This window comes from Streptomyces sp. NPDC002574 (assembly GCF_042889545.1).
Lineage (GTDB): Bacteria > Actinomycetota > Actinomycetes > Streptomycetales > Streptomycetaceae > Actinacidiphila.
The window spans coordinates 309,740-332,305 of the sequence record NZ_JBIARB010000001.1; the positions used below are offsets into that span (position 1 = coordinate 309,740).

Genomic DNA, 22,566 nt, shown 5'->3' on the forward strand with positions numbered 1-22,566 from the left:
CGACGCCGCGAAGGCCGCAGCCGGCCGCAGCGCGACCACGGACCGGCCTCCGGCCGCCGGCGGGCAGCACCCGGATCACGCGGCACCTCCGGTGAGTGACCGCCATGTCCGGGTCGGACCCGACCGGCATCGCGAAGACCTCACGGATGGGCATCCGGTCATCGGCGAACGCAGAGACCACCCGGAAGTGGTCCCCGAAACGCGGCCCGGCACTCGGTGATCCGGCGACGCCGCGAAGGCCGCAGCCGGCCGCAGCGCGACCACGGACCGGCCTCCGGCCGCCGGCGGGCAGCACCCGGATCACGCGGCACCTCCGGTGAGCGGCAGGACGGCGGCGACCTGGAAGCCGCCCTCGGGGCGGGGGCCGGCGGTGAGGGTGCCGCCGACGCTGCGGGCGCGCTCGCGCATGCCGATGAGGCCGTAGCCGGCGGCGGGGCCGGGCACCACCGGGGCGGCGTCCTCGGGCGGCCTGGGGGGTGCCACGGCGCGCCAGGGCCGCCAGCGGGCGTCGGGGCGGTCCGGTTCGGGTTCGGCCCGCGTACCCGGGCAGGGGCCGTCGTCGGTGACGGCGATCCGCAGGGCGGTGCCCCGGTCCGGGTCGGTGCCGAGTTCCACCCCGACCCGGACCGAGGTGCCCCCGGCGTGCCGCACGGCGTTGGTCAGGGCCTCCTGCACGATGCGGTAGGCGGCGGCCCCGATCGCCGGGGGCACCCCGTCCGCGCCGGCCGCCACGGCCAGTTCCACCCGGGCGCCGGCGGCCTCGGCGGAGCGGGCCAGGTCGGCCACGGCCGCCAGGCCCGGCAGCGGGCCGCGTTCGTCGTCGCCGCGCAGCACCTGGAGGGTGGCGCGCAGTTCGGCGCGGGCGTCGCGGCAGGTGCCGGCGATGCTGTCGAGGGCGCCGGCCACGGCCGTGCGGTCCAGCCGGTCGGGGTCGGCGACCAGGACGTGCGCGGCGACCGAGGTCTGCACGCCGATGAGGGTGATGCTGTGGGCGAGCAGGTCGTGCAGGTCGCGGGCGATCCGCAGCCGCTCCTCGGCGACCCGCCGGGCCGCCTCCTCCTCGCGGGTGCGTTCGGCGCGTTCGGCGCGCCCGACGATGGCGGCCACGTACTTGCGGTGGATGCGGACCGCCTCGCCGGTCAGCGCCACCGCCACCACCCAGCCGCCGCTGCGCAGCATGTCGGTCGCCGCGTGCCGGTCGGGTGTCGCCGTCATCACCCCGACCATGATCGCGACGACCGCCGCCACGGTGAGGTACGTCCGCGGCGGCGGCCCGGCGACCGCGAGCGAGTAGATCGCCACCATGCTCGCCGGGACCACGGCCAGGTGCAGGTTGTCCATGGCGTGGTACGGGGCGACGGCCGCGACCATGACGAGCATCACGGTCATCGGCCACCGCCGCCGGGCCGCCAGCACCAGCGCCGTGACCACCAGCAGCGCCCAGCCGACCGCGTCCGGGCGGTGCCCCTGCCCGGACGGCAGGAGGGCGCCCATGGCGCACTGGAGCACGAGCACGCCCAGGGCGAGGGCGGCGTCCTTGTGCGCGCGGACGGCGGGCGGGAGGGGCGGCGGCTTCGGCACGGCTCCATCTTCCGTTACGGGGTCGGCTGGGGGACAGACCGGTTCACGGGACGGCTCACGGGCCCGTACGCGGCCTGCTGAGCCGGCCCGGCCACCAGACCCGCTCGCGCAGCGCCACGCTCGCGGAGGTGACCAGGTAGGTGCGGACGAGGAAGGTGTCCAGCAGGACGCCCACCGCGATGACGAAGCCCATCTCGACCAGCGACACCAGCGGCATGTTGACCAGGACCGAGAACGTGGCCGCCAGCACCAGCCCGGCCGAGGCGATCACCCCGCCCGTGGTGCGCAGCGCGGTGACGGCCGCGGCGGCCGGCGCGGCCCCCGCCAGCGACTCCTCGCGCATCCGGTGCATGAGGAAGATGCCGTAGTCGACCCCCAGCGCGACGAGGAAGACGAACGACAGCAGCGGCAGCCCCGGATCCGTGCCCGAGAAGCCGAACAGCGGCCCGAAGACCAGCCCGCCGATGCCGAGCGCCGCGCCCCACACCGCGATCACGGCCACCACGAGCAGCAGTGGCGCGACCAGGCTGCGCAGCAGCGCGACCAGGATCAGCAGCACGGCGGCCAGGACGAGCGGGACGACGACCCAGCGGTCGCGGGTGCTGGTGGCGGCCAGGTCGGCCTGCTGGGCGCCGGGGCCGCCGACGTGGGCGCCGTAGGGGCCGTCCAGCTCCGCGCGCAGGGCGTGGATGGTCGCTGTCTCGCCGGCCGACTCGGGCGGCGCCTGCGCGGTCACCGACACCTCCGTCCAGCCGCCGCCGCTGCGCCCGCGTTCGGCGGACGCGACGCCTTCGGTGCCCCGGACCGCGGCCAGCACCTCGCCGGTCCGGCCGGTGGGCGCCATGACGGTGATCGGCTGGGCGGAGCGGCCGGGGTCGGCCGCGGCGAGGGTGCGCATGGCGGCGACCGACTCCGGGGCGCTGGTGAAGGCGTCGTCGTTCCGCAGGCTGCCGGGCAGGGCCAGGGTCCCGAGCGCGAGCGCCCCGAGCAGCACCGCGCCGCCCGCGAGCACCGCCAGCGGACGGCGTGCCGCCGAGCCGCCCATCGCCGCGAACAGGCCACGCGGGCGCGGCACTTCGCTGCCGTACGCGGGCACCAGCGGCCAGAACACCCGCCGTCCCAGCAGTACCAGCAGCGCGGGCAGCAGGGTCGTCATCGCCAGGAGCGCGCACAGCACCCCGACCGCGGCGATCGGACCCATGCCCCGGCTGCTGTTGAGGTCGGCGGCGAGCAGGCACAGCAGCCCCACCGCGACGGTCCCGGAGGAGGCCAGGATCGCGGGGCCGCACCCGCGCAGCGCGGCGCGCATGGCCTCGTACGGGCGCTGGATCCGCCGCAGTTCCTCGCGGTAGCGGGAGACCAGCAGCAGGGCGTAGTCGGTGCCGGCGCCGAAAACGAGGATGGTCATCACGCCCTGGCTCTGGCCGGTGACGGTGATGTCGAAGGCCTGGTGGAGTCCGTAGACCCCGGCCATCGCGGCGGCGTCGGCCACGCCCGCGACGAGCAGCGGCAGCAGCCACAGCAGCGGGCTGCGGTAGATGAGGATCAGCAGGACGGCGACGACGGCCACCGTGGTCCACAGCAACGGCCCGTCGAGGGAGGAGTACACCTCCTTCATGTCGGTGTTGAGCGCGCCGGGGCCGCCCACTTGGGCGGTCAGCCCGTCGCCGCCCTCGGCGCGGGCGCGGACGTCGGTGACGAAGGCGTTCCTGGCCGTGTCGTCCTGGCCCGGCCCGGTGCTCGCCACGGGGTACATGAGCGTGTCGCCGTGCGACAGGACGGCGTGCGGCGTGCCGCCGGTGAGCCGGTGCGCCCGCGCGATGCCGGAGATCTGGGCGTCGGCCTTCTCGCGGTCGGCCGCGGTCAGCCCGCCGTCGCGGTGGTAGACGACCACGAGTTCGGTGGCCTCGCCGCCGGGCAGCGCGTCCTGGAGCCGGGCGACCTGCGTGGAGTCGGCGCTCACCGGGAGGTAGTCCACCGCCCGGTTCTGCTGGGCGTCGGCGAGCTTGCCGGCCAGCGGGCCGGCCAGCGCCAGCACGGCGATCCACAGCGCGAGCACCGCCCAGGGGAGCGCGCGGGCGCCCCGGCTCCTCCCCCGTCCTCGCGTCGGCGGCGGCGCGGCGGCCGGTGTGGTCTCAGTGGTCGGGGCCCCCATCATGGGCCTCCCTCCGGGCCGGTGGTCTGGTCCTTTCCAGACTTCCGGCGCGGGGGCGGCTTTTCGTCGGGCCCGGGACCGAGCCCGGCGTTACTGCCCGGGGTGCGGGGCCGGTCCGGTTACTCCCCGGGGAGTACGCCTCAGGAGGGCGTGCGGGCCGCGGCCTCCAGCACCCGGGCCGTGTCCTCGCCGACCAGGCCGAGGCAGCGGCCGACGGCGCCCAGCACCTCGCGCTCCGCGGGCAGGTACGGGCCGTCGGCGAGGGCGATGCGCGCGCCCTGCAGCAGGACCCGTTCGCGGCCGTGCGGGGCGAGGTGCCGGGAGAGCGGTTCCAGGGCCTCGTGCAGCTCGATGGAGAGCCAGCTGCCGCAGCCGTCGAGGGAGTCGGCGAGGCCTTCCGGCGAGAGGGGTCCGGCGGCGCCCGGGAAGCGGCCCTCGTCGGCGACGATGGCCGCGAGCAGGCCGAGCAGTTGGTCCTCGGTGCAGTCGGTGAAGCCGGCGGTGCGGACCGCCTCCACGGCCGTCTCGCGGGCGGCCCGCCCGGTGGCCCCGCCCGCGGTGAGGACGGCGAGGGCGACGGTGTGGACGGCGTCGCGGAGCATGGCGGAGAAGACGGTGGTCGTCGGCTGCTCCAGGGCCTCGGGGCCGCAGCGGGCACGGCACACGACGCACTCCACGACGGTGCCGGCCGAGCCGCGCGGCAGCAGCGGCAGGCCGAGCACCGTCAGCCGCCGGGTGCCGGTCCGGCGCCGGTACCCGCGGTCGCCGCCGCAGCCGGCGCAGAAGAACTCCCCGTCGCCCTCGGTGTGCCAGGCCGTCCGCACGCCCAAGATGCACAAGCCCTTGATCTGGAGCACTTCGCACCCTCCGGCCGCTCATCCGGATAAATACCGGTTCGTCCCGTTACGGGCCGTAGGCGTGGGTAACGCTCCGGCAACGGCGCCGTAATGACGTGATGTTAGCCACATGAGCAACGTGGAGTCAGTACCACGAGAGGGCCGAATACAAGAATCGGCCACGGCACCGGGCGGGTGCCGTGGCCGGTTCACCGTCCGCGGTGATCAGCGGGTCGCGCGGTTGACGGCCGAGACGACCGCCTTCAGCGAGGCGCGGGTGGTGTTGGCGTCGATGCCGATGCCCCACAGGACCTTGCCGTCGATCGCGCACTCGATGTACGAGGCGGCCTGGGCGCTGGCCCCCTCGCTCATGGTGTGCTCGGTGTAGTCCAGCAGGCGGGCGTCGACGCCCACGGCGGCCAGCGCGTCGAAGAACGCCGAGATCGGGCCGTTCCCGGTGCCGGTCAGCACGGTCTCCGCGCCGTCCACGGCCGCCTCGACGGTGAGGGTGTCGGTGCCGTCGCTGCTGGTCGAGGTCTGGGCGGAGCGCAGGGTGATGCGGCCCCAGGCGTTGTCGGGGGTGGGCAGGTACTCGTCCTCGAAGATCCCCCAGATCTCCCTGGGGGTGACCTCGCCGCCCTCGGCGTCGGTCTTGGCCTGGATGATCTTCGAGAACTCGATCTGCATCCGGCGCGGCAGGTCCAGCTTGTGGTCGTTCTTCAGGACGTACGCGACGCCGCCCTTGCCGGACTGCGAGTTCACGCGGATGACGGCCTCGTACGAGCGGCCGACGTCCTTGGGGTCGATCGGCAGGTACGGGACCGCCCACTCCAGATCGTCGACGGTCACACCGGGGCCCTGGGCGGCCGCGTCGGCCTCCATGGCGTCGAACCCCTTCTTGATGGCGTCCTGGTGGGAGCCGGAGAAGGACGTGTAGACCAGGTCGCCCACGTACGGGTGGCGCGGGTGGACCTCCATCTGGTTGCAGTACTCGGCGGTGCGGCGGATCTCGTCGATCTGCGAGAAGTCGATCTGCGGGTCCACGCCCTGGCTGAACAGGTTCATCCCCAGGGTGACCAGGTCCACGTTGCCGGTGCGCTCGCCCTGGCCGAACAGGCAGCCCTCGATACGGTCCGCGCCCGCCATCAGCGCCAGTTCGGCGGCGGCCACGGCGGTGCCGCGGTCGTTGTGCGGGTGGACCGACAGGCAGACGTACTCGCGGCGCGACAGGTTCCGCGACATCCACTCGAAGCGGTCGGCGTGGGTGGAGGGCGTGGAGCGCTCCACGGTCGCCGGCAGGTTCAGGATGATCTCGCGGCCCTCCTCGGGCTGCCAGACGTCCATGACCGACTCGCAGACCTCCAGGGCGAAGTCCAGTTCGGTGTCGGTGAAGATCTCCGGGCTGTACTGGTAGCCGAAGACGGTCTCGTCCCCGAGGATCTTGTCCGCGTACTCCATGACCAGCCGCGTGCCGTCCACGGCGATCTGCCGGATCTGCTCCTTGGAGCCGCGGAAGACCACCCGGCGGAAGGTCGGGGCGGTGGCGTTGTACAGGTGGACCGAGGCGCGGGCCGCGCCGCGCAGGGACTCCACGGTGCGCTCGATGAGCTCCTCGCGGGCCTGCGTCAGCACCGAGATCGTGACGTCCTCGGGGATCGCGCCCTCTTCGATGATGGAGCGCACGAAGGCGAAGTCGGTCTCGCCGGAGGCGGGGAAGCCGACCTCGATCTCCTTGTAGCCCATCGACACCAGCAGGTCGAACATCGCGCGCTTGCGGGCCGGCGACATCGGGTCGATCAGGGCCTGGTTGCCGTCGCGCAGGTCGGTGGACAGCCAGCGGGGCGCCTTGGTGATCCGGTTGCCCGGCCAGGTGCGGTCCGGGATCTCCACCGCCTCGTACGGCCGGTACTTGTGCACCGGCATCGACGTGGGGCGCTGGCGCACAGTGGCGGCGGTGATCGGCGTGGGACGGCCGACGGCGTTCGGAGTGGACATGTGCGGGGGTGCTCCTCGGTTGCGGCTTCAGAAGCGGCCGACCGGCGCTGGTTCTCCGACAACGCCACACTCCGCGGGGAGGGAGTCGACCTGGACTACAGGCCCTCGCCGCGGCAGCTAAGGAGAAGAAGCATCCCGAAACGCATGATGCGACCGACCCTAACCGAGCCCCGGGTCTCCCCGCAGCCGCTGCGGCGTTCTTCTCAGTATGCAAGACCGCCCGCGATGACAGGAAAATCGTAATTTTCCTCTCTTTACGGCAATCGTTACGGCAATCGCCGTCACGGCTGGTGACACCGGAGTCGCGCCGTGCCACATTGCCGACCATGGAGCACACACCCGTTTTCTGCACGATCGTGCCGCCGCACGTCCTGGACCGGATCGCCCGCAACCAGGACAGCGCGCTGGCCGGCCCCTCCCGCCGCACCTTGGAGCAGGACGCCGCGCAGCGCACCCGCCGCCGTCTGACCACCGTCATCGGGGCGTTCCCGGTGGCCGGGGCGGAGCCTTCGGAGCAGCCGCTGCGCACCATCAGCGACGCCGGGCACGGGGAGGACCTGCCGGGCGCGAAGGTCCGCGGCGAGGGTGGCGCACCGCTCGCCGACGCGACGGTCAACCGGGCCTACGACGGGCTCGGCGCGACCTTCGAGCTGTACCTGACCGCGTACGGCCGGCACTCCATCGACGACTCCGGCCTGCCGCTGGACGCCACCGTCCACTACGGCCGCGACTACAACAACGCCTTCTGGAACGGCGAGCGGATGGTCTTCGGCGACGGGGACGGGGAGCTCTTCCTCGACTTCACGCTGCCCGTCGACGTCATCGGCCACGAACTCACCCACGGCGTCACGCAGTACACCGCCAACCTGGACTACTTCGGCCAGTCCGGCGCGCTCAACGAGTCGGTGTCCGACGTCTTCGGCTCGCTGATCAAGCAGTACGCGCTGGGGCAGACGGCGGACCGGGCCGACTGGCTGATCGGTGCCGGGCTGCTCGCCCCGCGCGTCACCGGCGCCGCCCTGCGGTCCATGAAGGCCCCCGGCACGGCGTACGACGACGACGTGCTCGGCAAGGACCCGCAGCCCGGTCACATGGACGGCTATGTGCGCACCTCCCGGGACAACGGCGGCGTCCACATCAACTCCGGCATTCCCAACCGGGCGTTCTACCTGGCCGCCACCGCGCTGGGCGGCCACGCCTGGGATCGCGCCGGGCGGATCTGGTACGACGTGCTGACCGGCGGCGGGCTCTCACCGCGCGCCGACTTCGCGGAGTTCGCCCGGGCCACCGTGGCCGCGGCCGCCGCCCGCTACGGCGAGGCCGAGGAGCACGCGGCCGTCGCCCGGGCCTGGAGCGACGTCGGCATCGCGACACCGGTGGCGGGCGGCTCCGAACTCCCGCGCCAGGCACCGGCACCGGAAGGTGCGCAGCCCCCCGTCCAGGGGTAGGCGCACCCCATGCGCATACAGGTGATCCGCTCCGGCGGCTTCGCGGGGATCGAGCGCCGGGCCGCGCTGGACACCAACGGCCGGCCCGACGCCTTCCAACTGCACGCCCTGGCCCGCGACGTGCTCGCCGCGGGCGGGGCGGAGCCGCCGCCCGGGGTGCCGGACGGCTTCCACTACGAGATCACGGTCGACACACGCACCGTGCACTGCGCCGACCCGGACCTCACGCAGGCGCAGCACCAACTGATCCGGATCATCCTGAAGGAGGGCACGTGACCCCCGCTCGCGGGCCGGCCGGGGACTAGAAGCCCAGCTTGCGCAGCTGCTTGGGGTCGCGCTGCCAGTCCTTGGCCACCTTCACGTGCAGGTCGAGGAAGACCGGCGTGCCCAGCAGCGCCTCGATGTGGCGGCGGGACTTGGTCCCGACCTCCTTCAGCCGGGCGCCCTTGGGGCCGATGATGATGCCCTTCTGGCTGGTGCGCTCGATGTAGATGTTGGCGTGGATGTCGAGCAGCGGCTTGTCCGCCGGGCGGTCCTCGCGGGGCAGCATCTCCTCGACCACGACGGCGATGGAGTGCGGCAGCTCGTCGCGCACGCCCTCCAGCGCGGCCTCGCGGATCAGCTCGGCGACCATGACCTGCTCGGGCTCGTCGGTGAGGTCGCCCTCCGGGTACAGGGCCGGGCCCTCGGGGAGGAGCGGGACCAGCAGGTCGGCGAGGAGGCCGACCTGGCTGTCACCGACGGCGGAGACGGGGATGATCTCGGCCCACTCGATGCCGAGTTCGGCGCCGAGCTGGTGGATGGCGAGGAGTTGCTCGGCGAGGCGCTTGGAGTCCACCAGGTCGGTCTTGGTGACGATCGCGACCTTGGGGGTCTTGCGGACCTCCCCCAGCTCCTTGGCGATGTAGCGGTCGCCGGGACCGAGCTTCTCGTTCGCGGGCAGGCAGAAGCCGATCACGTCGACCTCGGCCCAGGTGCCGCGGACCACGTCGTTCAGCCGCTCGCCGAGCAGGGTGCGGGGCTTGTGCAGCCCCGGGGTGTCGACCAGCACGAGCTGCGCGTCCGGGCGGTGCACGATGCCGCGCACGGTGTGCCGGGTGGTCTGCGGCCGGTTGGAGGTGATCGCCACCTTCGTGCCGACGAGAGCGTTGGTCAGGGTGGACTTGCCCGCGTTGGGGCGGCCCACGAAGCAGGCGAAGCCGGACCGGTGGGCGGGGGCAGTGGTCTCGGTACGAACGCTCATGGCGACCATTGTCCCTGATCCTCCGGGCCCGCCTGACGCACGCGCCCTCCGCCCGCGCCGGCGGCCGCCGTGGACGCCGTGGACGCCCCGGGAATCACTGCGCGGGGACGGTGGCGCGCAGCGCGCCGTCCGGGCCCGCGAGGAGCACCGGGGTGTCCGGACCGCCGAGGTCGCGCACGGCCGCCAGGTCCTCCGGGGACACGGTGCCGGCGGCCGAGACGACCGCCGCGGCCTCCAGGGACGTGGCGCCGCTCGCGACGGCCATGGCGACGGCGGTGCGCAGGGCGCTGAGCGACAGCGACCGCAGCGCGACCGTGCCCGCGACGTAGGTGCGTCCCGTGCCGTCCCGTACGGCCGCGCCCTCGGGCACACCGTTGCGCGCCCGCGCCGAGCGGGCCAGCGTGATGATCTTGCGGTCCTCGGGGTCCAGCGGGGGCTGCTCGTCGCTCATGCGGCCAGCGTATCCGCCGTGAACCGCCCGCCGGGGACGGGTTTCCGCGGCAGGTGCCCCGCGGGCCCTAGCCGCGTACGGCGCCGTCCGGGGCGGAGTCCGGGCCGGTGGCCGGGGCCGGGGAGGGAAGCGGGTCGACCAGCACCGCGCCGATGCGGTTGCGGCGCCCGGACGGGGCCTCGGCGGTGAGCCGCAGCGCGGCCGGGGCGTCGGGCGCCGAGGCGGTCTCGGGCAGTTCGACGACCGCGGAGGCGCCCGGGATGGGCACCCGGCCGAGGATCTTGGCGAGCAGGCCGCCCACGGTCTCCACGTCCTCGTCGTCCAGGTCGACCCCGTACAGCTCGCCGAGGTCGCCGAGGTCGAGGCGGGCGGTGACGCGGTAGCGGCCGTCGCCCAGCTCCTCGACGGGCGGCAGCTCGCGGTCGTACTCGTCGGTGATCTCGCCGACGATCTCCTCCAGGATGTCCTCGATCGTGACGATGCCGGCCGTGCCGCCGTACTCGTCGATGACGACGGCGACGTGGTTGCGCTCGCGCTGCATCTCGCGCAGCAGGTCGCCGGCGTTCTTGGTGTCGGGCACGAAGGCGGCCGGGCGCATCACCGAGGAGACCGGGTCGGTCTCGGCGTCGCGGTTGATGTGCACGCGCCGGGCGAGGTCCTTGAGGTAGACGATGCCCACGATGTCGTCCTCGCTCTCGCCCGTGACGGGGATGCGGGAGAAACCGCTGCGCAGGGCGAGGGTCATGGCCTGCCGGATCGTCTTGAAGCGCTCGATGGCCACCAGTTCGGTGCGCGGCACCATCACCTCGCGCACCAGGGTGTCGCCGAGCTCGAAGACGGAGTGCACCATGCGGCGCTCCTCGTCCTCGATCAGGGACTCGCTCTCGGCGAGGTCGACCAGGGCCCGAAGTTCGGCCTCGGAGGCGAACGGGCCCTGCCGGAAGCCCTTGCCGGGGGTGAACGCGTTGCCGAGCAGGATCAGCAGCGCGGGGATCGGGCCCATCACCCGGGCCAGCGGCAGCAGCACGTACGCCGCCGCTGTGGCCGTGTTGAGCGGGTGCTGGCGGCCGATGGTGCGCGGCGAGACGCCCACGGCGACGTACGAGACCACGATCATGACGCCGATGGCGACGAGCAGCGCCTGCCAGGTCGCCTCGAAGTGCCGCACGCACAGCACCGTGACGAGCACCGCCGCCGCCATCTCGCAGGCCACACGCACCAGCAGGGCCACGTTGAGGTAGCGCGTGGGGTCGGAGGCGACGGCGAGAAGCTTGTCCGCGCCCCGACGGCCGGCCCGCATCGCCGCCTCGGCGCGGAACCGGGACATGCGGGCGATGCCGGCCTCGGCGCAGGCGGCGAGCCATGCGACGACGACCAGCAGGACGGCGTAGACCACCATCGGGATCAGTGGGTGGTGGTCGGGGCCGGGGAGGGGCCCTGGATGCCGCGCTCGGCGCGCCAGCCGTCGAGGATGGCCTTCTGCAGGCCGAACATCTCGGCCTTCTCGTCGGCCTCGTCGTGGTCGTAACCGAGCAGGTGCAGCACCCCGTGGACGGTGAGCAGCTGGAGCTCCTCGTCCATGGAGTGCTTGGTCGTGGCCGCCTCGCCCTGCTTCTTGGCCACTTCGGGGCAGAGCACGATGTCCCCGAGCAGGCCCTGCGGGGGCTCCTCGTCGTCCTTCCCGGGACGGAGTTCGTCCATCGGGAAGGACATGACGTCGGTGGGGCCGGGTTCGTCCATCCACTGGAGGTGCAGCGCCTCCATGGCGTCGGCGTCGATGGCGATCACCGAGAGCTCGGACAGCGGGTGGATACGCATGTGCTGCAGGGCGTAACGGCTGATGTCGAGCACAGCCGCCTCGTCGAAGTCCCAGCCGGATTCGTTGTTGACGTCGATCGCCATAGTGCTTCGGAGGCTACTTTCCGTTGCCGTTTCGGTTGCCGTTGAGGTCGTCGTAGCGCTCGTAGGCGTCCACGATGCGCCCGACCAGCTTATGGCGTACGACATCGGTGCTCGTCAGGCGCGAGAAGTGCACGTCCTCGACGCCGTCCAGGATGTCCACGACCTGGCGCAGCCCGCTCTTCGTGCCACCCGGCAGGTCGACCTGCGTGACGTCGCCGGTGATGACGATCTTGGAGTCGAAGCCGAGCCGGGTGAGGAACATCTTCATCTGCTCGGCACTGGTGTTCTGCGCCTCGTCGAGGATGATGAACGCGTCGTTGAGCGTGCGGCCGCGCATGTACGCCAGCGGGGCGACCTCGATCGTCCCGCTCGCCATGAGGCGCGGGATGGAGTCGGGGTCGACCATGTCGTGCAGCGCGTCGTACAGCGGGCGCAGGTACGGATCGATCTTCTCGTACAGCGTGCCCGGCAGGAAGCCGAGCCGCTCGCCCGCCTCGACGGCGGGACGGGTCAGGATGATCCGGTTGACCTGCTTGGACTGCAGCGCCTGCACGGCCTTGGCCATCGCCAGGTAGGTCTTGCCGGTGCCCGCCGGGCCGATGCCGAAGACGATGGTGTGCTTGTCGATGGCGTCGACATAGCGCTTCTGGTTCAGCGTCTTGGGCCGGATCGTGCGGCCCCGGCTGGAGAGGATGTTCTGGGTCAGGACCTGGGAAGGGGTCTCCTCCAGGCCGTCGGTTCCGCTGTCCTGGCGGAGCATGGCGATCGACCGCTCCACGGCGTCCTCCGTCATCGGCTGTCCGGTGCGCAGCACCAGCATCATTTCGTCGAAGAGGCGCTGGACCAGGGCGACATCGGCCGCTTCGCCTGTCGCGCTGATCTCATTGCCTCGTACATGGATGTCGACGGCCGGGAACGCCTTCTCGATCACGCGCAGGAGCGAGTCGCCGGACCCCAGGACAGTCACCATGGGGTGCTTGGCCGGTACGACGAAGTGGGCACTCGCCTGCGGTTGCTGCGTTGTCGGTGTCTGTGTCATGGGCCAGGCACTTCGGCCTGCTCTTCCCGCCTTCTGATCTTCGACATGCCACTGGGCTTGGGGTTCAAGGGTACGTCGGTGCGACGGAGGTGCCGAGGGGTTTTACGTTGCGTCACGCGACGGGTAGAACTGCGCCATGCAGATCCGCACCGGGGGTCCCGGCGACCTCCCCGCCACGCTCGCCCTGCTCGACAGCGCCGTCGCCTGGCTCACCGCCCGCGGCCACACCGGGCAGTGGGGCACCGAGCCCTGGTCCTCCCGCCCGGCCGCCGTCGACCGGACCCGCCGGTACGCCGACGATTACCTGCTGCGCGCCGCCGAGGTGGACGGCGAGCTCGCCGGGGTGTGCGTGCTCGCCGGGGAGCCACCCGAGAGCGTCCCGCCGGCCGGCGAGCCCGAGCTGTACATCCGCCTGCTGGTCACCGACCGGGCGCGGTCCGGGAGCGGCATCGGGGCCGCGCTGGTGGACGACGCGGTCGCCGAGGCCCGCCGCCGGGGCGTGAGCCTGCTGCGGGTCGACTGCTACGCCGGGAGCGACGGGCGGCTGGTGCGCCGGTACGAGGCCCTCGGCTTCACGCGCGCGGAGCGGTTCGCGGTGCCCCGCGACGTGGGCGAGCCGTGGCCGGGGCAGGTGCTCCAGCGCCGGGTGTGACAGTGCATGCGAAACGCATGCATGCGTGCCGTCGTGGCGAACATCCAGATCAAGGACGTCCCTGATGACGTGCACCGCACGCTCAAACACCGCGCGGTCGAGGCGCACCAGTCCTTGAACGAGTACCTGCGCCGGCGGCTGATCGAACAGGCCAGAACGCCGACGGTCGACGACATACTCGCCAGCGCCCGGAAATCGGCGACGGCCGACTACACCCTCGATGACCTGCTCGGCCACATCGACGATGGTGGGCACCAATGATCGTCGTCGACGCGTCGGCGATCGCCCTCGCCCTCACCCATGGCGGCCCGCTGGGCGACCTGGCGCGCAAACCCCTCTCCGGCGAGACCCTGCACGCCCCGGCCGTCGTCGAGTTCGAAGCGGCGCATGCGATCCGCGGTCTGTCGCTGGGAGGAGAACTGGAGCAGCCGGCAGCGGCGACTGGGAGCTGCGCGCCACCCTGTCGGCGTACGACGCGTCGTACGTCGCGCTCGCGGAGCACCTGGAATGCACCCTGGTCACCAGTGACGCCCGGATCGCGCGACCCGGGGCCGCGCGCTGCCCCGTCGACCTGGTCGCGTGACGTGACGCGACCGCCTCAGCGGTAGGGGCGGAAGCCGATCGTCGGGACGGCGCGGCGCAGCGGCCAGCGGCGGGTGCCGGTGGGCAGCAGGTCGTCCAGGAAGGCGTAGCGGCGCAGCGCGGTGCGGTCCTGGTCGTCGTAGGCCTTGGCGTGCTGCCACCAGGCGGCGATCTCGATCCAGCCGGGCGCCGACAGCGAGCCGCCGAACTCCTGCACCGACAGGGCGGCGGTCAGGCAGGCGAAGGCCAGCCGGTCGGCCAGCGGCCACCCGGCGAGCGAGCCGGTCACGAAGCCGGCGACGAAGACGTCGCCGGCCCCCGTCGGGTCGAGCGCCTCCACGTCGAGCGCGGGCACCTCCGCGCACTGACCGGAGCCGGAGTCCACCGCGTAGGCGCCCTCCGGACCGAGCGTCACCACGGCCAGCGGCACCAGTTCGGCCAGCTTGCGGGCGGCGGCCCGGGGGCAGTCGGTGCGGGTGTAGGCCATCGCCTCGGCGGCGTTGGGCAGGAACGCGTCGCAGTGCTCCAGGTCGCTGAGGTCGGCGGGGTCCCAGCGGCCGGACTCGTCCCAGCCCACGTCGGCGAAGACCCGGCTGCCGCGCCGGGCGGCGTGCCCGATCCACTCCTGGCGCGGCCGACCCGGCACCAGCGAGGCCAGGCAGGCCCGGCTCGGCGGCGGGCACACCGGGGCGGTCTCCTCCGGCGGCGGGGCCTCGTGGCCGTGGCTGACCATGGTCCGCTCGCCCTCGTACGCCATCGAGACGGTGACCGGCGAGTGCCAGCCGGGGATCCTCCGGGAGGGCGCGAGGTCGATGTCCTCGCCCTCGGCGAGGGAGTCCCAGCAGTAGTCGCCGTACACGTCGTCGCCGAAGGCGGCGGCCAGGCAGGTGCGCAGGCCGAGCCGGGCCAGCGCGGTGGCCATGTTGGCGACGCCGCCGGGGCTGGAGCCCATGCCGCGGGCCCAGGACTCGGTGCCGCGCACGGGCGCGCTGTCCAGACCGGTGAAGATGATGTCCAGGAAGACCGTGCCGGTCAGGTACACATCGGTCTCCGGGTCGTCCGCGGCGCGCACGGCGGCCAGCGGATCGAGGACGGGCTGGTCATCCACCCGGGGTTCCTCCCGACCTGGTGTCGTTCGGACCGATCGTACGCGCGGCGCCCCCACCCGCATGCGTTTGTCCGTTCGGACACTCGGGCGGATCATGAAGGAAACCCGATGAATCGCGGGGGCTGGACATGGCCGGACCTTCGGCTTCACCACCGCGGCTGATCGTGACCTCCGGGCCGGACGAGGGCGCCGTCTTCGACGTCCCCGCCGGGTACTGCGAGATCGGCAGACTGCCCGGCAGCGGCATCCGGCTCGACGGCGAGGGGATCAGCAGGCGGCACGCCGCGATGAACCGTGCCGGGAGCCATGTCGTCCTCGCCGACCTGGGCTCGACCAACGGCACCTTCCTCAACGGGGACCGCCTCATGGCGCCCCGGCCGCTGCGGGACGGGGACCGGGTGCGGATCGGGCACGTCGAACTGCGGCTGTCGGTGGCCTCGGGCGGCGACCGGGACGCGGAGCCGGGACGGGAGCCTGCCGCACAGGACCCGCCGGGCCCCGGCGATCCCCCGCCGCACGCCGCGCCGCCGGTGATCACCGACCTCGGCGACGTCCGCGGCCCCGCCCCGCGCGGCCGCACGCGGCGGTACGCCTCGGCGCACGAGCAGTTCCTGGTGGGCCGCGACCTCTACCGGGACGATCCGGCGGCGCCCGCGGCGGACGGCCGGAACGAGGCGTACGCACCTCCCGACCCGGGCCCGGATCCGTACGACGACCCCTACGCCGACCCGGACGGCGCCGTCCTCCCGGGGCAGGGGCCGGGCCGGGCCCTGATGGTGCTGGGCGTGCTCGTCGCGCTCGCCGGGTTCGTGATCTGGGTGTCGCTGATCCTCGGGCTCCTGGGCGGCACGGGCAGCGCCGCGGTGCCGCCGGACCCCTTCACCGAGCAGTTGTGGGGAGCCCCGAAGGCCCCGCTGGGATTCGCCGCGTTCGGCGGCGGGGCGGTGCTCTTCGGCGCCGGCGCGGCCCTGTCGAAGGCGGCGCGCCGGCGCGCGCACGAGGCCGGGCGGCACGGGAGGCACCACCGCGTCCACCGCGGTGGGCACGGCCCCTGACATACCGTCACCTCGACGGCAGGACTTGCTACATGCCCTCGCGGGGCACCGGCCGCCAGCCCGCGGTGCCCGTGCCCCCGCGCGGGGGACGGGGACCGCGGTGACGGGCGCGGGCCAGCCACAGGCCACGTCCCGCCGACCACGCCAGCAGCGCGGCGACGAGCGGGCCGCCGAGGAGGATGACCAGCCCGGCGCCGATGTTGGCGCCGATGACGCCCGCGGTCACGACCCGCCAGCCCGCTCCGGCCAGCGCACCGGCGGCGACCAGCGGGCCGAGCACCTGCCACCACCGCCCGTCGAACCGCTCCGGCCCGGGCCGCGAGGCCATGCCCAGTACGGTCGCGGCGGCCACGGCGAGCACCGCCGCCACCACGCCCAGCCCGGTCTCCACACCGGCCGGGACGTCCAAGGGCCGCACCAGGTAGTCGAGTTCCGAGGGGCGGAAGCCGGCGGCCTCCTGCCGGCCCAGCAGGCCCCAGACGGCGACCGGTACCGAAGCGATCAGGGTGACGGCCGCGAGGGGCCGTATCGGGTGCTTTCGCATGAGTCCATGCTCCGTCCACGGGATGCGGTCCGCATGAGTGCGCGTACTCAGATCGCCTGCCCCGGGACGGCGAACCGACTCAGAACACGTAGGCGTCCACTTCGGCCAGGTAGCGGGCGCGCAGGTCCTCCTCGTCGTCCAGGAACGCGGCCCGGAAGGAGTTGCGGGCCAGGCGCCGCAGGGTGTCCTCGTCGAGGGCGAGCGCGTCGCGCAGGGCGTCGAAGTTGTCGCCGGCGTAACCGCCGAAGTAGGCGGGGTCGTCGGAGTTGACGGTGACCAGCAGCCCGGCGTCGAGCATCGCGGGCAGCGGGTGCTCCGCCAGGGCGGCCACGCAGCGCAGACGGACGTTGGACAGCGGGCAGACGGTCAGCGGGACCTGGTCGCGGGCGAGCCGGGCGACCAGGTCCGGGTCCTCCATGCTGCGGATGCCGTGGTCGATCCGGTCCACGCCGAGCACGTCCAGGGCCTCCCACACGTACGCGGGCGGGCCCTCCTCCCCCGCGTGCGCCACGCGGCGGAGTCCGGCCGCGGCGGCAGCGTCGTAGACCTCGCGGAACTTCACCGGCGGATGGCCCACCTCGGCCGAGTCGAGCCCGACCGCCGCGATGCGGTGCAGGTGGGGCCGGGCGGCCCCGAAGGTCTCCATCGCGGACGCGGCGGACTCGTCGCGCAGGAAGCACATGATCAGCCGGGTGCTGACGCCGTGCCGCTCCCGGCTGCCGTCCAGCGCCCGTGCCAGGCCCTCCACGACGGTCCCGATCGGCACGCCGCGCGCGGTGTGCGCCTGCGGGTCGAAGAAGATCTCCGCGTGCCGCACCCCCTGGGCGGCGGCCCGCGCCAGGTAGGCGTCGGCGAGGTCGGCGAAGTCCTGCTCGGTGCGGAGCACGGCCATCAGCGCGTAGTACAGGTCGAGGAACGACTGCAGGTCGTCGAACGCGTAGGCCCGGCGCAGTTCGTCCGCCGAGGCGAACGGAAGGGTGACCCCGTTGCGCTCGGCGAGGGCGAAGGCCAGCTCCGGTTCGAGGGTGCCTTCGATGTGCAGATGGAGTTCGGCCTTCGGGATCGTCACCCGACAACGGTACAGGTCACAGCGGTGCGGACCGGTTCGCGGCGGGTCAGCGACGACGTGGCACGGGCACCCGGCCGAGGTCCTGGGCGACGGTCAGCTCCGCCGTGAAACCGGCGGCGCGGGCCTGCCGCTCGAAGGCCTCGGGGTCCGTGTAGCGCTGGGAGAAGTGGGTGAGGACCAGGTGGCGCACCCCGGACTCGGCGGCGACCCGGGCGGCCTGACCGGCCGTCAGGTGTCCGTGCTCCTCGGCGAGGGAGGTGTCCTCGTCCAGGAAGGTGGACTCGATGACGAGCAGGTCGCAGCCGTCGGCGAGCGCGTACACCGCGTCGCACAGCCGGGTGTCCATGACGAAGCCGAAGCGCTGACCGGGCCGCACCTCACTGACCTCGGCGAGGGTGACGCCGTCGGCCTCGCCGTCGCGCTGCAGACGGCCGACCGCGGGTCCGGTGATGCCGTGGGCCGCGAGCCGCTCCGGCAGCATGCGGCGGCCGTCCGGCTCGACGAGGCGGTAGCCGTACGCCTCCACGGGGTGGGAGAGCCGCCGGGCCTCCAGCCGGAAGGCGCCGTCGGCCAGGACGACGGTGTCGCCGGAGACCGGCTCCTCGCGCAGCTTCACCGTCTCGCGGTAGGCCGTCGCGTAGCGCAGCCGGTCGAAGAAGTGCCGCCCGGACGCGGGGTAGTGGGCGGTCACGGGGTGCGGCACCCGGTCGAGGTTGATCCGCTGGATCACCCCCGCCAGGCCCAGGCTGTGGTCGCCGTGGAAATGCGTGACGCACAGCCGGGTCAGGTCGTGCGCGGCCACCCCGGCGCGCAGCATCTGGCGCTGGGTGCCCTCACCGGGGTCGAAGAGGATGCCCTCGCCGTCCCAGCGCAGGAAGTAGCCGTTGTGGTTGCGGTGCCGGGTCGGGACCTGGCTGGCCGTGCCCAGGACCACGAGTTCGCGTGCTGACACCGGCCGTTATCCCGGCGGCCAGTCCAGGCCGCGCCCGCCGAGCACGTGCGCGTGGGCGTGGAAGACGGTCTGGCCGGCGCCCGCCCCGGTGTTGAAGACGATCCGGTAGCCGGTGCCGTCCACCTTGTCCCCGGCCGCCACCTCGCCCGCCTCGCGCAGCAGGTCGGCGGCGAGCTGCGGCTCCGCGGCGGCGAGGGAGGCCGCGTCCGGGTAGTGCGCCTTGGGGATCACCAGCACATGCGTCGGCGCCTGGGGGTTTATGTCGCGGAACGCGACCGTCGTCCCCGTCTCGCGGACGACGGTCGCGGGCACGCTCCCCGCGACGATCTTGCAGAACAGACAGTCCGCCTGCGGTTCTCCCGCCACCGTGGCGCCTCCGGCTCGTCGTTGATCACGTCGTTGATCGGTACGGGCATGCTACCGGTGCCGTGACGGCCCGCAGCGGAGCCCGCGTCACGGCAGCGGTGGCGCCGTCCGCGCCGGGTTCTCCGCCAGCGCGTCGAGGGCGAGACGGATCGCGGTGTCGAGCTGGGGATCGCGGCCGGCCGCCCAGTCCTGCGGGGTCTGCGGCACCTCGACGTCCGGGTCGACACCGTGGTTCTCCAGGTCCCAGCCGACGCCCTCCATCCAGGTCGCGTACTTCGGCTGGGTCACCAGCGTGCCGTCCACCAGGTGGTAGCGGGAGTCGATGCCGATGACCCCGCCCCAGGTCCTGGTGCCGACGACGGGCCCGATCCCGAGCGCCTTGATGGCCGCGTTCACGATGTCGCCGTCGGAGCCGGAGAACTCGTTGGCGACCGCGACGACCGGGCCGCGCGGAGCGTCCAGCGGGTAGGTGAAGGCGGGCAGCCCCCGGGGCAGGTCCCAGCCGACGACCCGCCGGGCGAGCTTCTCCACGACGAGCTGCGAGGTGTGGCCGCCGCGGTTCTCCCGGACGTCCACGATCAGCCCCTCGCGGGCCACCTCGACCCGCAGGTCGCGGTGGAGCTGCGCCCAGCCCGAGCCCACCATGTCGGGCACGTGCACGTACCCCAGCCGGCCCTGCGAGGCCTCGCGGACGTGGGCGCGCCGCCCGGCGACCCAGTCGTGGTACCGCAGCGGCTCCTCGTCCGGGATGGGCACCACGACCACATGGCGCGGGGCGCTCCCGTCGGCCGGGGCGACGGTCAGCTCGACGGGCTTGCGCACGGTGCCGATCAGCAGCGGACCGGGTCCGGCGACCGGGTCGACGGGACGGCCGTCGACCGCGAGGATCGCGTCCCCGGCGCGTACGGCGACCCCGGGCGCGGCCAGCGGGGCGCGGGCGCGCGGGTCGGAGGTCTCGGAGGGCAGGACGCGCCCGATCCGCCAGACGCCGTCCTCGTCGCGCACGAGGTCGGCGCCGAGCAGGCCCTGCCGGTAGAGGGAGTCGACGCGCCCGCCGGACGGACTGACGTAGGCGTGCGAGGTGCCGAGCTCGCCGGCCACCTCCCACAGCAGGTCGACCAGGTCGTCGTGGGTGGCGACGCGGTCCAGCACCGGCCGGTAGCGGTCGCGCACGCCGTCCCAGTCGACGCCGCCCATGTCGGCCCGCCAGAAGTTGTCGCGCATGAGGCGGTGCGCCTCGTCGTACATCTGCCGCCACTCGGCGTGCGGGTCGACGGTGACACGGACCCGGGACAGGTCCACCGTCACATTGCTGTCCGAATCGTCCTCGGAGGGCGTGGACTTGTGGTCGGCGGCCGCGACCCGCAGCCGGTGGCCGGAGGTCACCAGCACCTTGTTGCCGTCACCGCTGACCGCGTAGTCGTCCGCGTCGTCGGCGATCTCCTCGACGCGCAGCTGCTTGAGGTCGTACCGCTCCAGCACGCTGGACGGCGGCTCCGACTCCGGGGAGGCAAGGCTGGCGCCGAGCACGCCGCGCACGGGGTGGCGCAGCCACAGGACGCCGTCCTTGGCGGCGCGCAGCGTGGAGTACCGGGCGGCCTCGACCGGGAAGGGCACGATGCGGTCGGCCAGGCCCTCGACGTCGACGCGGGTGACGGGGACGCGGGGGCGCTCCTCGCCGTCCTCCTTGCGGGACTCGCCCTTGCCGCTCTTGGCGTCGTCCTGGCCGCGTTCGTCGCCGTCCTTCTCCTCGGAAGAGGGGTCGACGGGCCGGCCGTGGAGCTGCGGGCCGAAGGGCGAGGGGGTGGTGGCGGCGAGCGTGATCAGGTGCGGGCGGCAGGAGGCGAGGAAGGCCATGTCGAAGGCGTGCTCGTCGTAGACCGGGTCGAAGGACCGCTCCGACAGGAAGGCCAGGTGCTTGCCGTCGGCGGTGAAGGCGGGCGAGAAGTCGTTGAAGCGCAGGGGCGTGGCGTCCACGACGGTCAGGTCGGCGGTGGACGCCAGCTTGAGCTGGCTCAGCGGCTCCCGGCCCGGCTGGGACCACGCCAGCCACGCGGAGTCCGGCGAGAAGGCCAGGCCGCCGGCGTGGCCGTACTCGCTCTCCACGACCGTGCGCACCTCGCCGGTCTGCGCCTCGACCAGCAGCACCCGGCCGTCGTGCGAGGCGACCGCGATCCGGTGGCCGTCCGGGGAGACGGTCATCGCCAGGACCCTGCCGAGCCGGCCCGCGGCCAGCCGGCGCGGCGCCGGGACACCGCCCGCGGCGGGGGCGATCTCCAGCGCGTCCTCCCCCTCCGCGTCGGTGACCCAGACGACCTGCTGGTCGCCCTCGCCGCCGAACACCCGCGGCAACCGTGTGCGCACCCCCGGCTCCGCGGCCAGCGCCCGTGCGGGACCGCCGCGGTGGGTGACCCAGTGCGTGGTGCCGCGGACCTCGACGGCGCTGCCGCGGCCGGTGTGGTCCGGGCGGGCGTCGCCCAGGTGGTGGGCGGCGTGGACGGGGTGCGGCTGCAGGTCGGTGCGCTGGCCGCCGAGGCGCACCTCCAGCGGGCGGGCCTCGGCGCCGTCGAGGTCGTCCAGCAGGAACAGCCGGCCGGCGCTGGTCCACACGACGCGGGTGCCGTCGGTCGCGGCGTGCCGGGCGTAGAAGCCGCCGTCCTCCACGGCGGTGTGCCGCCGCAGGTCGCTCCCGTCGGGAAGGCTGGAGTAGAGCGCGCCGACGCCCTCGTGGTCGGAGAGGAACGCCAGCCGCTCCCCCACCCACATCGCGCACTCCAGGTTGCCGTCCAGGTCCGCGTGGACCCGCTCGAACTCCCCGTCCCCCGAGCGGTCGATCCACAGCTTGCCCGCCGTGCCGCCGCGGTAGCGCTTCCACGCCGCCGCCTCGCGGCCCATCGTCGCGGACAGCAGCAGCACCGCGCCGTCCGGCCCGTACGCGACGTCCCCGACCGGCCCGTACGGCAGGGTGCGGGCCGGACCGCCGTCGAGCGGGATCGCCCGCGCCCAGCTGCGGCGCGAGGACGCCTGCCCGTGCGGGCTGATGGCCAGCACCTCGCCGTCGGCGGTCCAGCCGCGCACCAGGGCGCGCCCGGCGCCCCAGAACGTCAGGCGCTTCGAGGGGCCGCCGTCGACCGGCGCCACATGGACCTCCGGCGCCCCGTCGCGGGTCGAGCTCCACGCCACGTGTTCCCCGTCCGGCGAGAACCGCGGGTGGGCCACCGGCATGTTGTCCGCGCTCACGCGCCACGCCCGGCCGGCGCCGTCGAGCGGGGCCGCCCAGACGTCGTCCTCGGCGGTGAAGGTGATCAGGTCGCCGTGCAGATGGGGAAAGCGGAGGTACGAGGGGTGCGAAGGCTGCGTCACGCCGTCACATTAACCACCCGGTGGCCCGTGGGTCAGGGGTTTTGGATCTCATTTGCCGCTCGCGGGCACGTCGCGACCTCGGCGGCCGGCACGGCGGAGGCTCCAAGCATCCGAGCGCCCACGCCCACACCCTGTGAGCGAGCCAAAGGGCGCGCCGGTGCCGAAAGCGACGAGACCAAGCGACCGAGACACCGGGGCAAAGCGCCCGGAGGCGAGCGAACCCCA

General features: G+C 73.6%; 21 protein-coding genes. 6 read left to right on the plus strand and 15 right to left on the minus strand.

What is annotated here, in order from left to right; translation table 11 throughout:
* A partial coding sequence (locus ACFYXS_RS01545; protein ID WP_389242595.1) for a hypothetical protein occupies window positions 1–220 on the plus strand: 220 nt, incomplete at its 5' end.
* Window positions 221–300: 80 nt separating this feature from the next.
* Here ACFYXS_RS01545 and ACFYXS_RS01550 read toward each other — a convergent pair.
* The 4 genes from ACFYXS_RS01550 to leuA form a co-directional block, all read right to left on the minus strand.
* Complete coding sequence (locus ACFYXS_RS01550) at window positions 301–1,581, minus strand: sensor histidine kinase (RefSeq protein ID WP_389242597.1); 1,281 nt, start codon at window positions 1,579–1,581, stop codon at window positions 301–303.
* Between the two features lie 55 nt (window positions 1,582–1,636).
* The gene (locus ACFYXS_RS01555) at window positions 1,637–3,736 is read right to left on the minus strand and encodes an MMPL family transporter (RefSeq protein ID WP_389243485.1); all 2,100 of its coding nucleotides are present in this window, start codon (window positions 3,734–3,736) and stop codon (window positions 1,637–1,639) included.
* A gap of 140 nt (window positions 3,737–3,876) precedes the next feature.
* Entirely contained in the window at window positions 3,877–4,593 is a 717-nt protein-coding gene (locus ACFYXS_RS01560) for a TerB family tellurite resistance protein (protein ID WP_389242599.1), read from the minus strand.
* Window positions 4,594–4,797: 204 nt separating this feature from the next.
* Entirely contained in the window at window positions 4,798–6,567 is a 1,770-nt protein-coding gene (leuA, locus tag ACFYXS_RS01565) for a 2-isopropylmalate synthase (RefSeq protein ID WP_389242601.1), read from the minus strand.
* 326 nt (window positions 6,568–6,893) lie between these two features.
* Between leuA and ACFYXS_RS01570 the strand changes: the two genes are divergently transcribed.
* Window positions 6,894–8,015 carry a M4 family metallopeptidase gene (locus ACFYXS_RS01570; RefSeq protein ID WP_389242603.1) on the plus strand — a complete coding sequence of 374 codons (1,122 nt, stop codon included), beginning with the start codon at window positions 6,894–6,896 and terminating at the stop codon, window positions 8,013–8,015.
* Window positions 8,016–8,024: 9 nt separating this feature from the next.
* Complete coding sequence (locus ACFYXS_RS01575) at window positions 8,025–8,291, plus strand: protealysin inhibitor emfourin (protein WP_389242605.1); 267 nt, start codon at window positions 8,025–8,027, stop codon at window positions 8,289–8,291.
* Between the two features lie 25 nt (window positions 8,292–8,316).
* Here the strand turns inward: ACFYXS_RS01575 and era are convergent, their stop codons facing one another.
* From era to ACFYXS_RS01600, 5 genes are all read right to left on the minus strand, one after another.
* On the minus strand, window positions 8,317–9,267 hold the full coding sequence (era, locus tag ACFYXS_RS01580; RefSeq protein ID WP_389242607.1) for a GTPase Era: 951 nt from the start codon (window positions 9,265–9,267) through the stop codon (window positions 8,317–8,319).
* Window positions 9,268–9,352: 85 nt separating this feature from the next.
* Window positions 9,353–9,709, minus strand: coding sequence for a cytidine deaminase (locus ACFYXS_RS01585; protein ID WP_389242609.1), 357 nt, complete (start codon window positions 9,707–9,709; stop codon window positions 9,353–9,355).
* Between the two features lie 67 nt (window positions 9,710–9,776).
* Complete coding sequence (locus ACFYXS_RS01590; RefSeq protein WP_389242611.1) at window positions 9,777–11,108, minus strand: hemolysin family protein; 1,332 nt, start codon at window positions 11,106–11,108, stop codon at window positions 9,777–9,779.
* Window positions 11,109–11,113: 5 nt separating this feature from the next.
* Window positions 11,114–11,611: an rRNA maturation RNase YbeY gene (ybeY, locus tag ACFYXS_RS01595; RefSeq protein ID WP_389242613.1), complete on the minus strand. Its 498-nt coding sequence runs from the start codon at window positions 11,609–11,611 to the stop codon at window positions 11,114–11,116.
* A 13-nt stretch (window positions 11,612–11,624) separates the two neighbouring features.
* Complete coding sequence (locus ACFYXS_RS01600) at window positions 11,625–12,650, minus strand: PhoH family protein (RefSeq protein ID WP_389242615.1); 1,026 nt, start codon at window positions 12,648–12,650, stop codon at window positions 11,625–11,627.
* Between the two features lie 136 nt (window positions 12,651–12,786).
* On the opposite strand from ACFYXS_RS01600, the gene ACFYXS_RS01605 reads away from it, so the two are divergent.
* Together ACFYXS_RS01605 and ACFYXS_RS01610 are read left to right on the plus strand one after the other, a co-directional pair.
* Complete coding sequence (locus ACFYXS_RS01605) at window positions 12,787–13,302, plus strand: GNAT family N-acetyltransferase (RefSeq protein WP_389242617.1); 516 nt, start codon at window positions 12,787–12,789, stop codon at window positions 13,300–13,302.
* A 33-nt stretch (window positions 13,303–13,335) separates the two neighbouring features.
* Complete coding sequence (locus ACFYXS_RS01610; RefSeq protein ID WP_389242619.1) at window positions 13,336–13,563, plus strand: hypothetical protein; 228 nt, start codon at window positions 13,336–13,338, stop codon at window positions 13,561–13,563.
* A gap of 337 nt (window positions 13,564–13,900) precedes the next feature.
* On the opposite strand, the gene ACFYXS_RS01615 is transcribed toward ACFYXS_RS01610, so the two are convergent.
* Entirely contained in the window at window positions 13,901–14,992 is a 1,092-nt protein-coding gene (locus tag ACFYXS_RS01615; protein ID WP_389242621.1) for a carbohydrate kinase family protein, read from the minus strand.
* Window positions 14,993–15,120: 128 nt separating this feature from the next.
* Here ACFYXS_RS01615 and ACFYXS_RS01620 point away from each other — a divergent pair, with 128 nt between their 5' ends.
* Window positions 15,121–16,047, plus strand: a complete 927-nt coding sequence (locus tag ACFYXS_RS01620) for an FHA domain-containing protein (protein WP_389242623.1) — start codon at window positions 15,121–15,123, stop codon at window positions 16,045–16,047.
* A 28-nt stretch (window positions 16,048–16,075) separates the two neighbouring features.
* On the opposite strand, the gene ACFYXS_RS01625 is transcribed toward ACFYXS_RS01620, so the two are convergent.
* From ACFYXS_RS01625 to ACFYXS_RS01645, 5 genes are all read right to left on the minus strand, one after another.
* The gene (locus ACFYXS_RS01625) at window positions 16,076–16,591 is read right to left on the minus strand and encodes a hypothetical protein (protein ID WP_389242625.1); all 516 of its coding nucleotides are present in this window, start codon (window positions 16,589–16,591) and stop codon (window positions 16,076–16,078) included.
* A 79-nt stretch (window positions 16,592–16,670) separates the two neighbouring features.
* Entirely contained in the window at window positions 16,671–17,660 is a 990-nt protein-coding gene (locus ACFYXS_RS01630; protein WP_389242627.1) for an adenosine deaminase, read from the minus strand.
* Window positions 17,661–17,706: 46 nt separating this feature from the next.
* A complete protein-coding gene (locus tag ACFYXS_RS01635) occupies window positions 17,707–18,612 on the minus strand; it encodes a ribonuclease Z (RefSeq protein WP_389242629.1) in 906 nt (301 codons plus the stop codon).
* 6 nt (window positions 18,613–18,618) lie between these two features.
* Window positions 18,619–18,978 carry a histidine triad nucleotide-binding protein gene (locus ACFYXS_RS01640; protein WP_389242631.1) on the minus strand — a complete coding sequence of 120 codons (360 nt, stop codon included), beginning with the start codon at window positions 18,976–18,978 and terminating at the stop codon, window positions 18,619–18,621.
* Window positions 18,979–19,065: 87 nt separating this feature from the next.
* Window positions 19,066–22,341, minus strand: coding sequence for a S41 family peptidase (locus tag ACFYXS_RS01645; RefSeq protein ID WP_389242633.1), 3,276 nt, complete (start codon window positions 22,339–22,341; stop codon window positions 19,066–19,068).
* Window positions 22,342–22,566 lie beyond the last annotated feature (225 nt).

Bases quoted from the DNA above. Each gene is read 5' to 3' on its own strand.
- ACFYXS_RS01555 (WP_389243485.1), bottom strand. From the start codon at position 3,736: ATGGGGGCCCCGACCACTGAGACCACACCGGCCGCCGCGCCGCCGCCG.
- leuA (WP_389242601.1), bottom strand. From the start codon at position 6,567: ATGTCCACTCCGAACGCCGTCGGCCGTCCCACGCCGATCACCGCCGCC.
- ACFYXS_RS01570 (WP_389242603.1), top strand. From the start codon at position 6,894: ATGGAGCACACACCCGTTTTCTGCACGATCGTGCCGCCGCACGTCCTG.
- ACFYXS_RS01575 (WP_389242605.1), top strand. From the start codon at position 8,025: ATGCGCATACAGGTGATCCGCTCCGGCGGCTTCGCGGGGATCGAGCGC.
- era (WP_389242607.1), bottom strand. From the start codon at position 9,267: ATGGTCGCCATGAGCGTTCGTACCGAGACCACTGCCCCCGCCCACCGG.
- ACFYXS_RS01585 (WP_389242609.1), bottom strand. From the start codon at position 9,709: ATGAGCGACGAGCAGCCCCCGCTGGACCCCGAGGACCGCAAGATCATC.
- ACFYXS_RS01590 (WP_389242611.1), bottom strand. From the start codon at position 11,108: ATGGTGGTCTACGCCGTCCTGCTGGTCGTCGTCGCATGGCTCGCCGCC.
- ybeY (WP_389242613.1), bottom strand. From the start codon at position 11,611: ATGGCGATCGACGTCAACAACGAATCCGGCTGGGACTTCGACGAGGCG.
- ACFYXS_RS01600 (WP_389242615.1), bottom strand. From the start codon at position 12,650: ATGACACAGACACCGACAACGCAGCAACCGCAGGCGAGTGCCCACTTC.
- ACFYXS_RS01605 (WP_389242617.1), top strand. From the start codon at position 12,787: ATGCAGATCCGCACCGGGGGTCCCGGCGACCTCCCCGCCACGCTCGCC.
- ACFYXS_RS01620 (WP_389242623.1), top strand. From the start codon at position 15,121: ATGGCCGGACCTTCGGCTTCACCACCGCGGCTGATCGTGACCTCCGGG.
- ACFYXS_RS01625 (WP_389242625.1), bottom strand. From the start codon at position 16,591: ATGCGAAAGCACCCGATACGGCCCCTCGCGGCCGTCACCCTGATCGCT.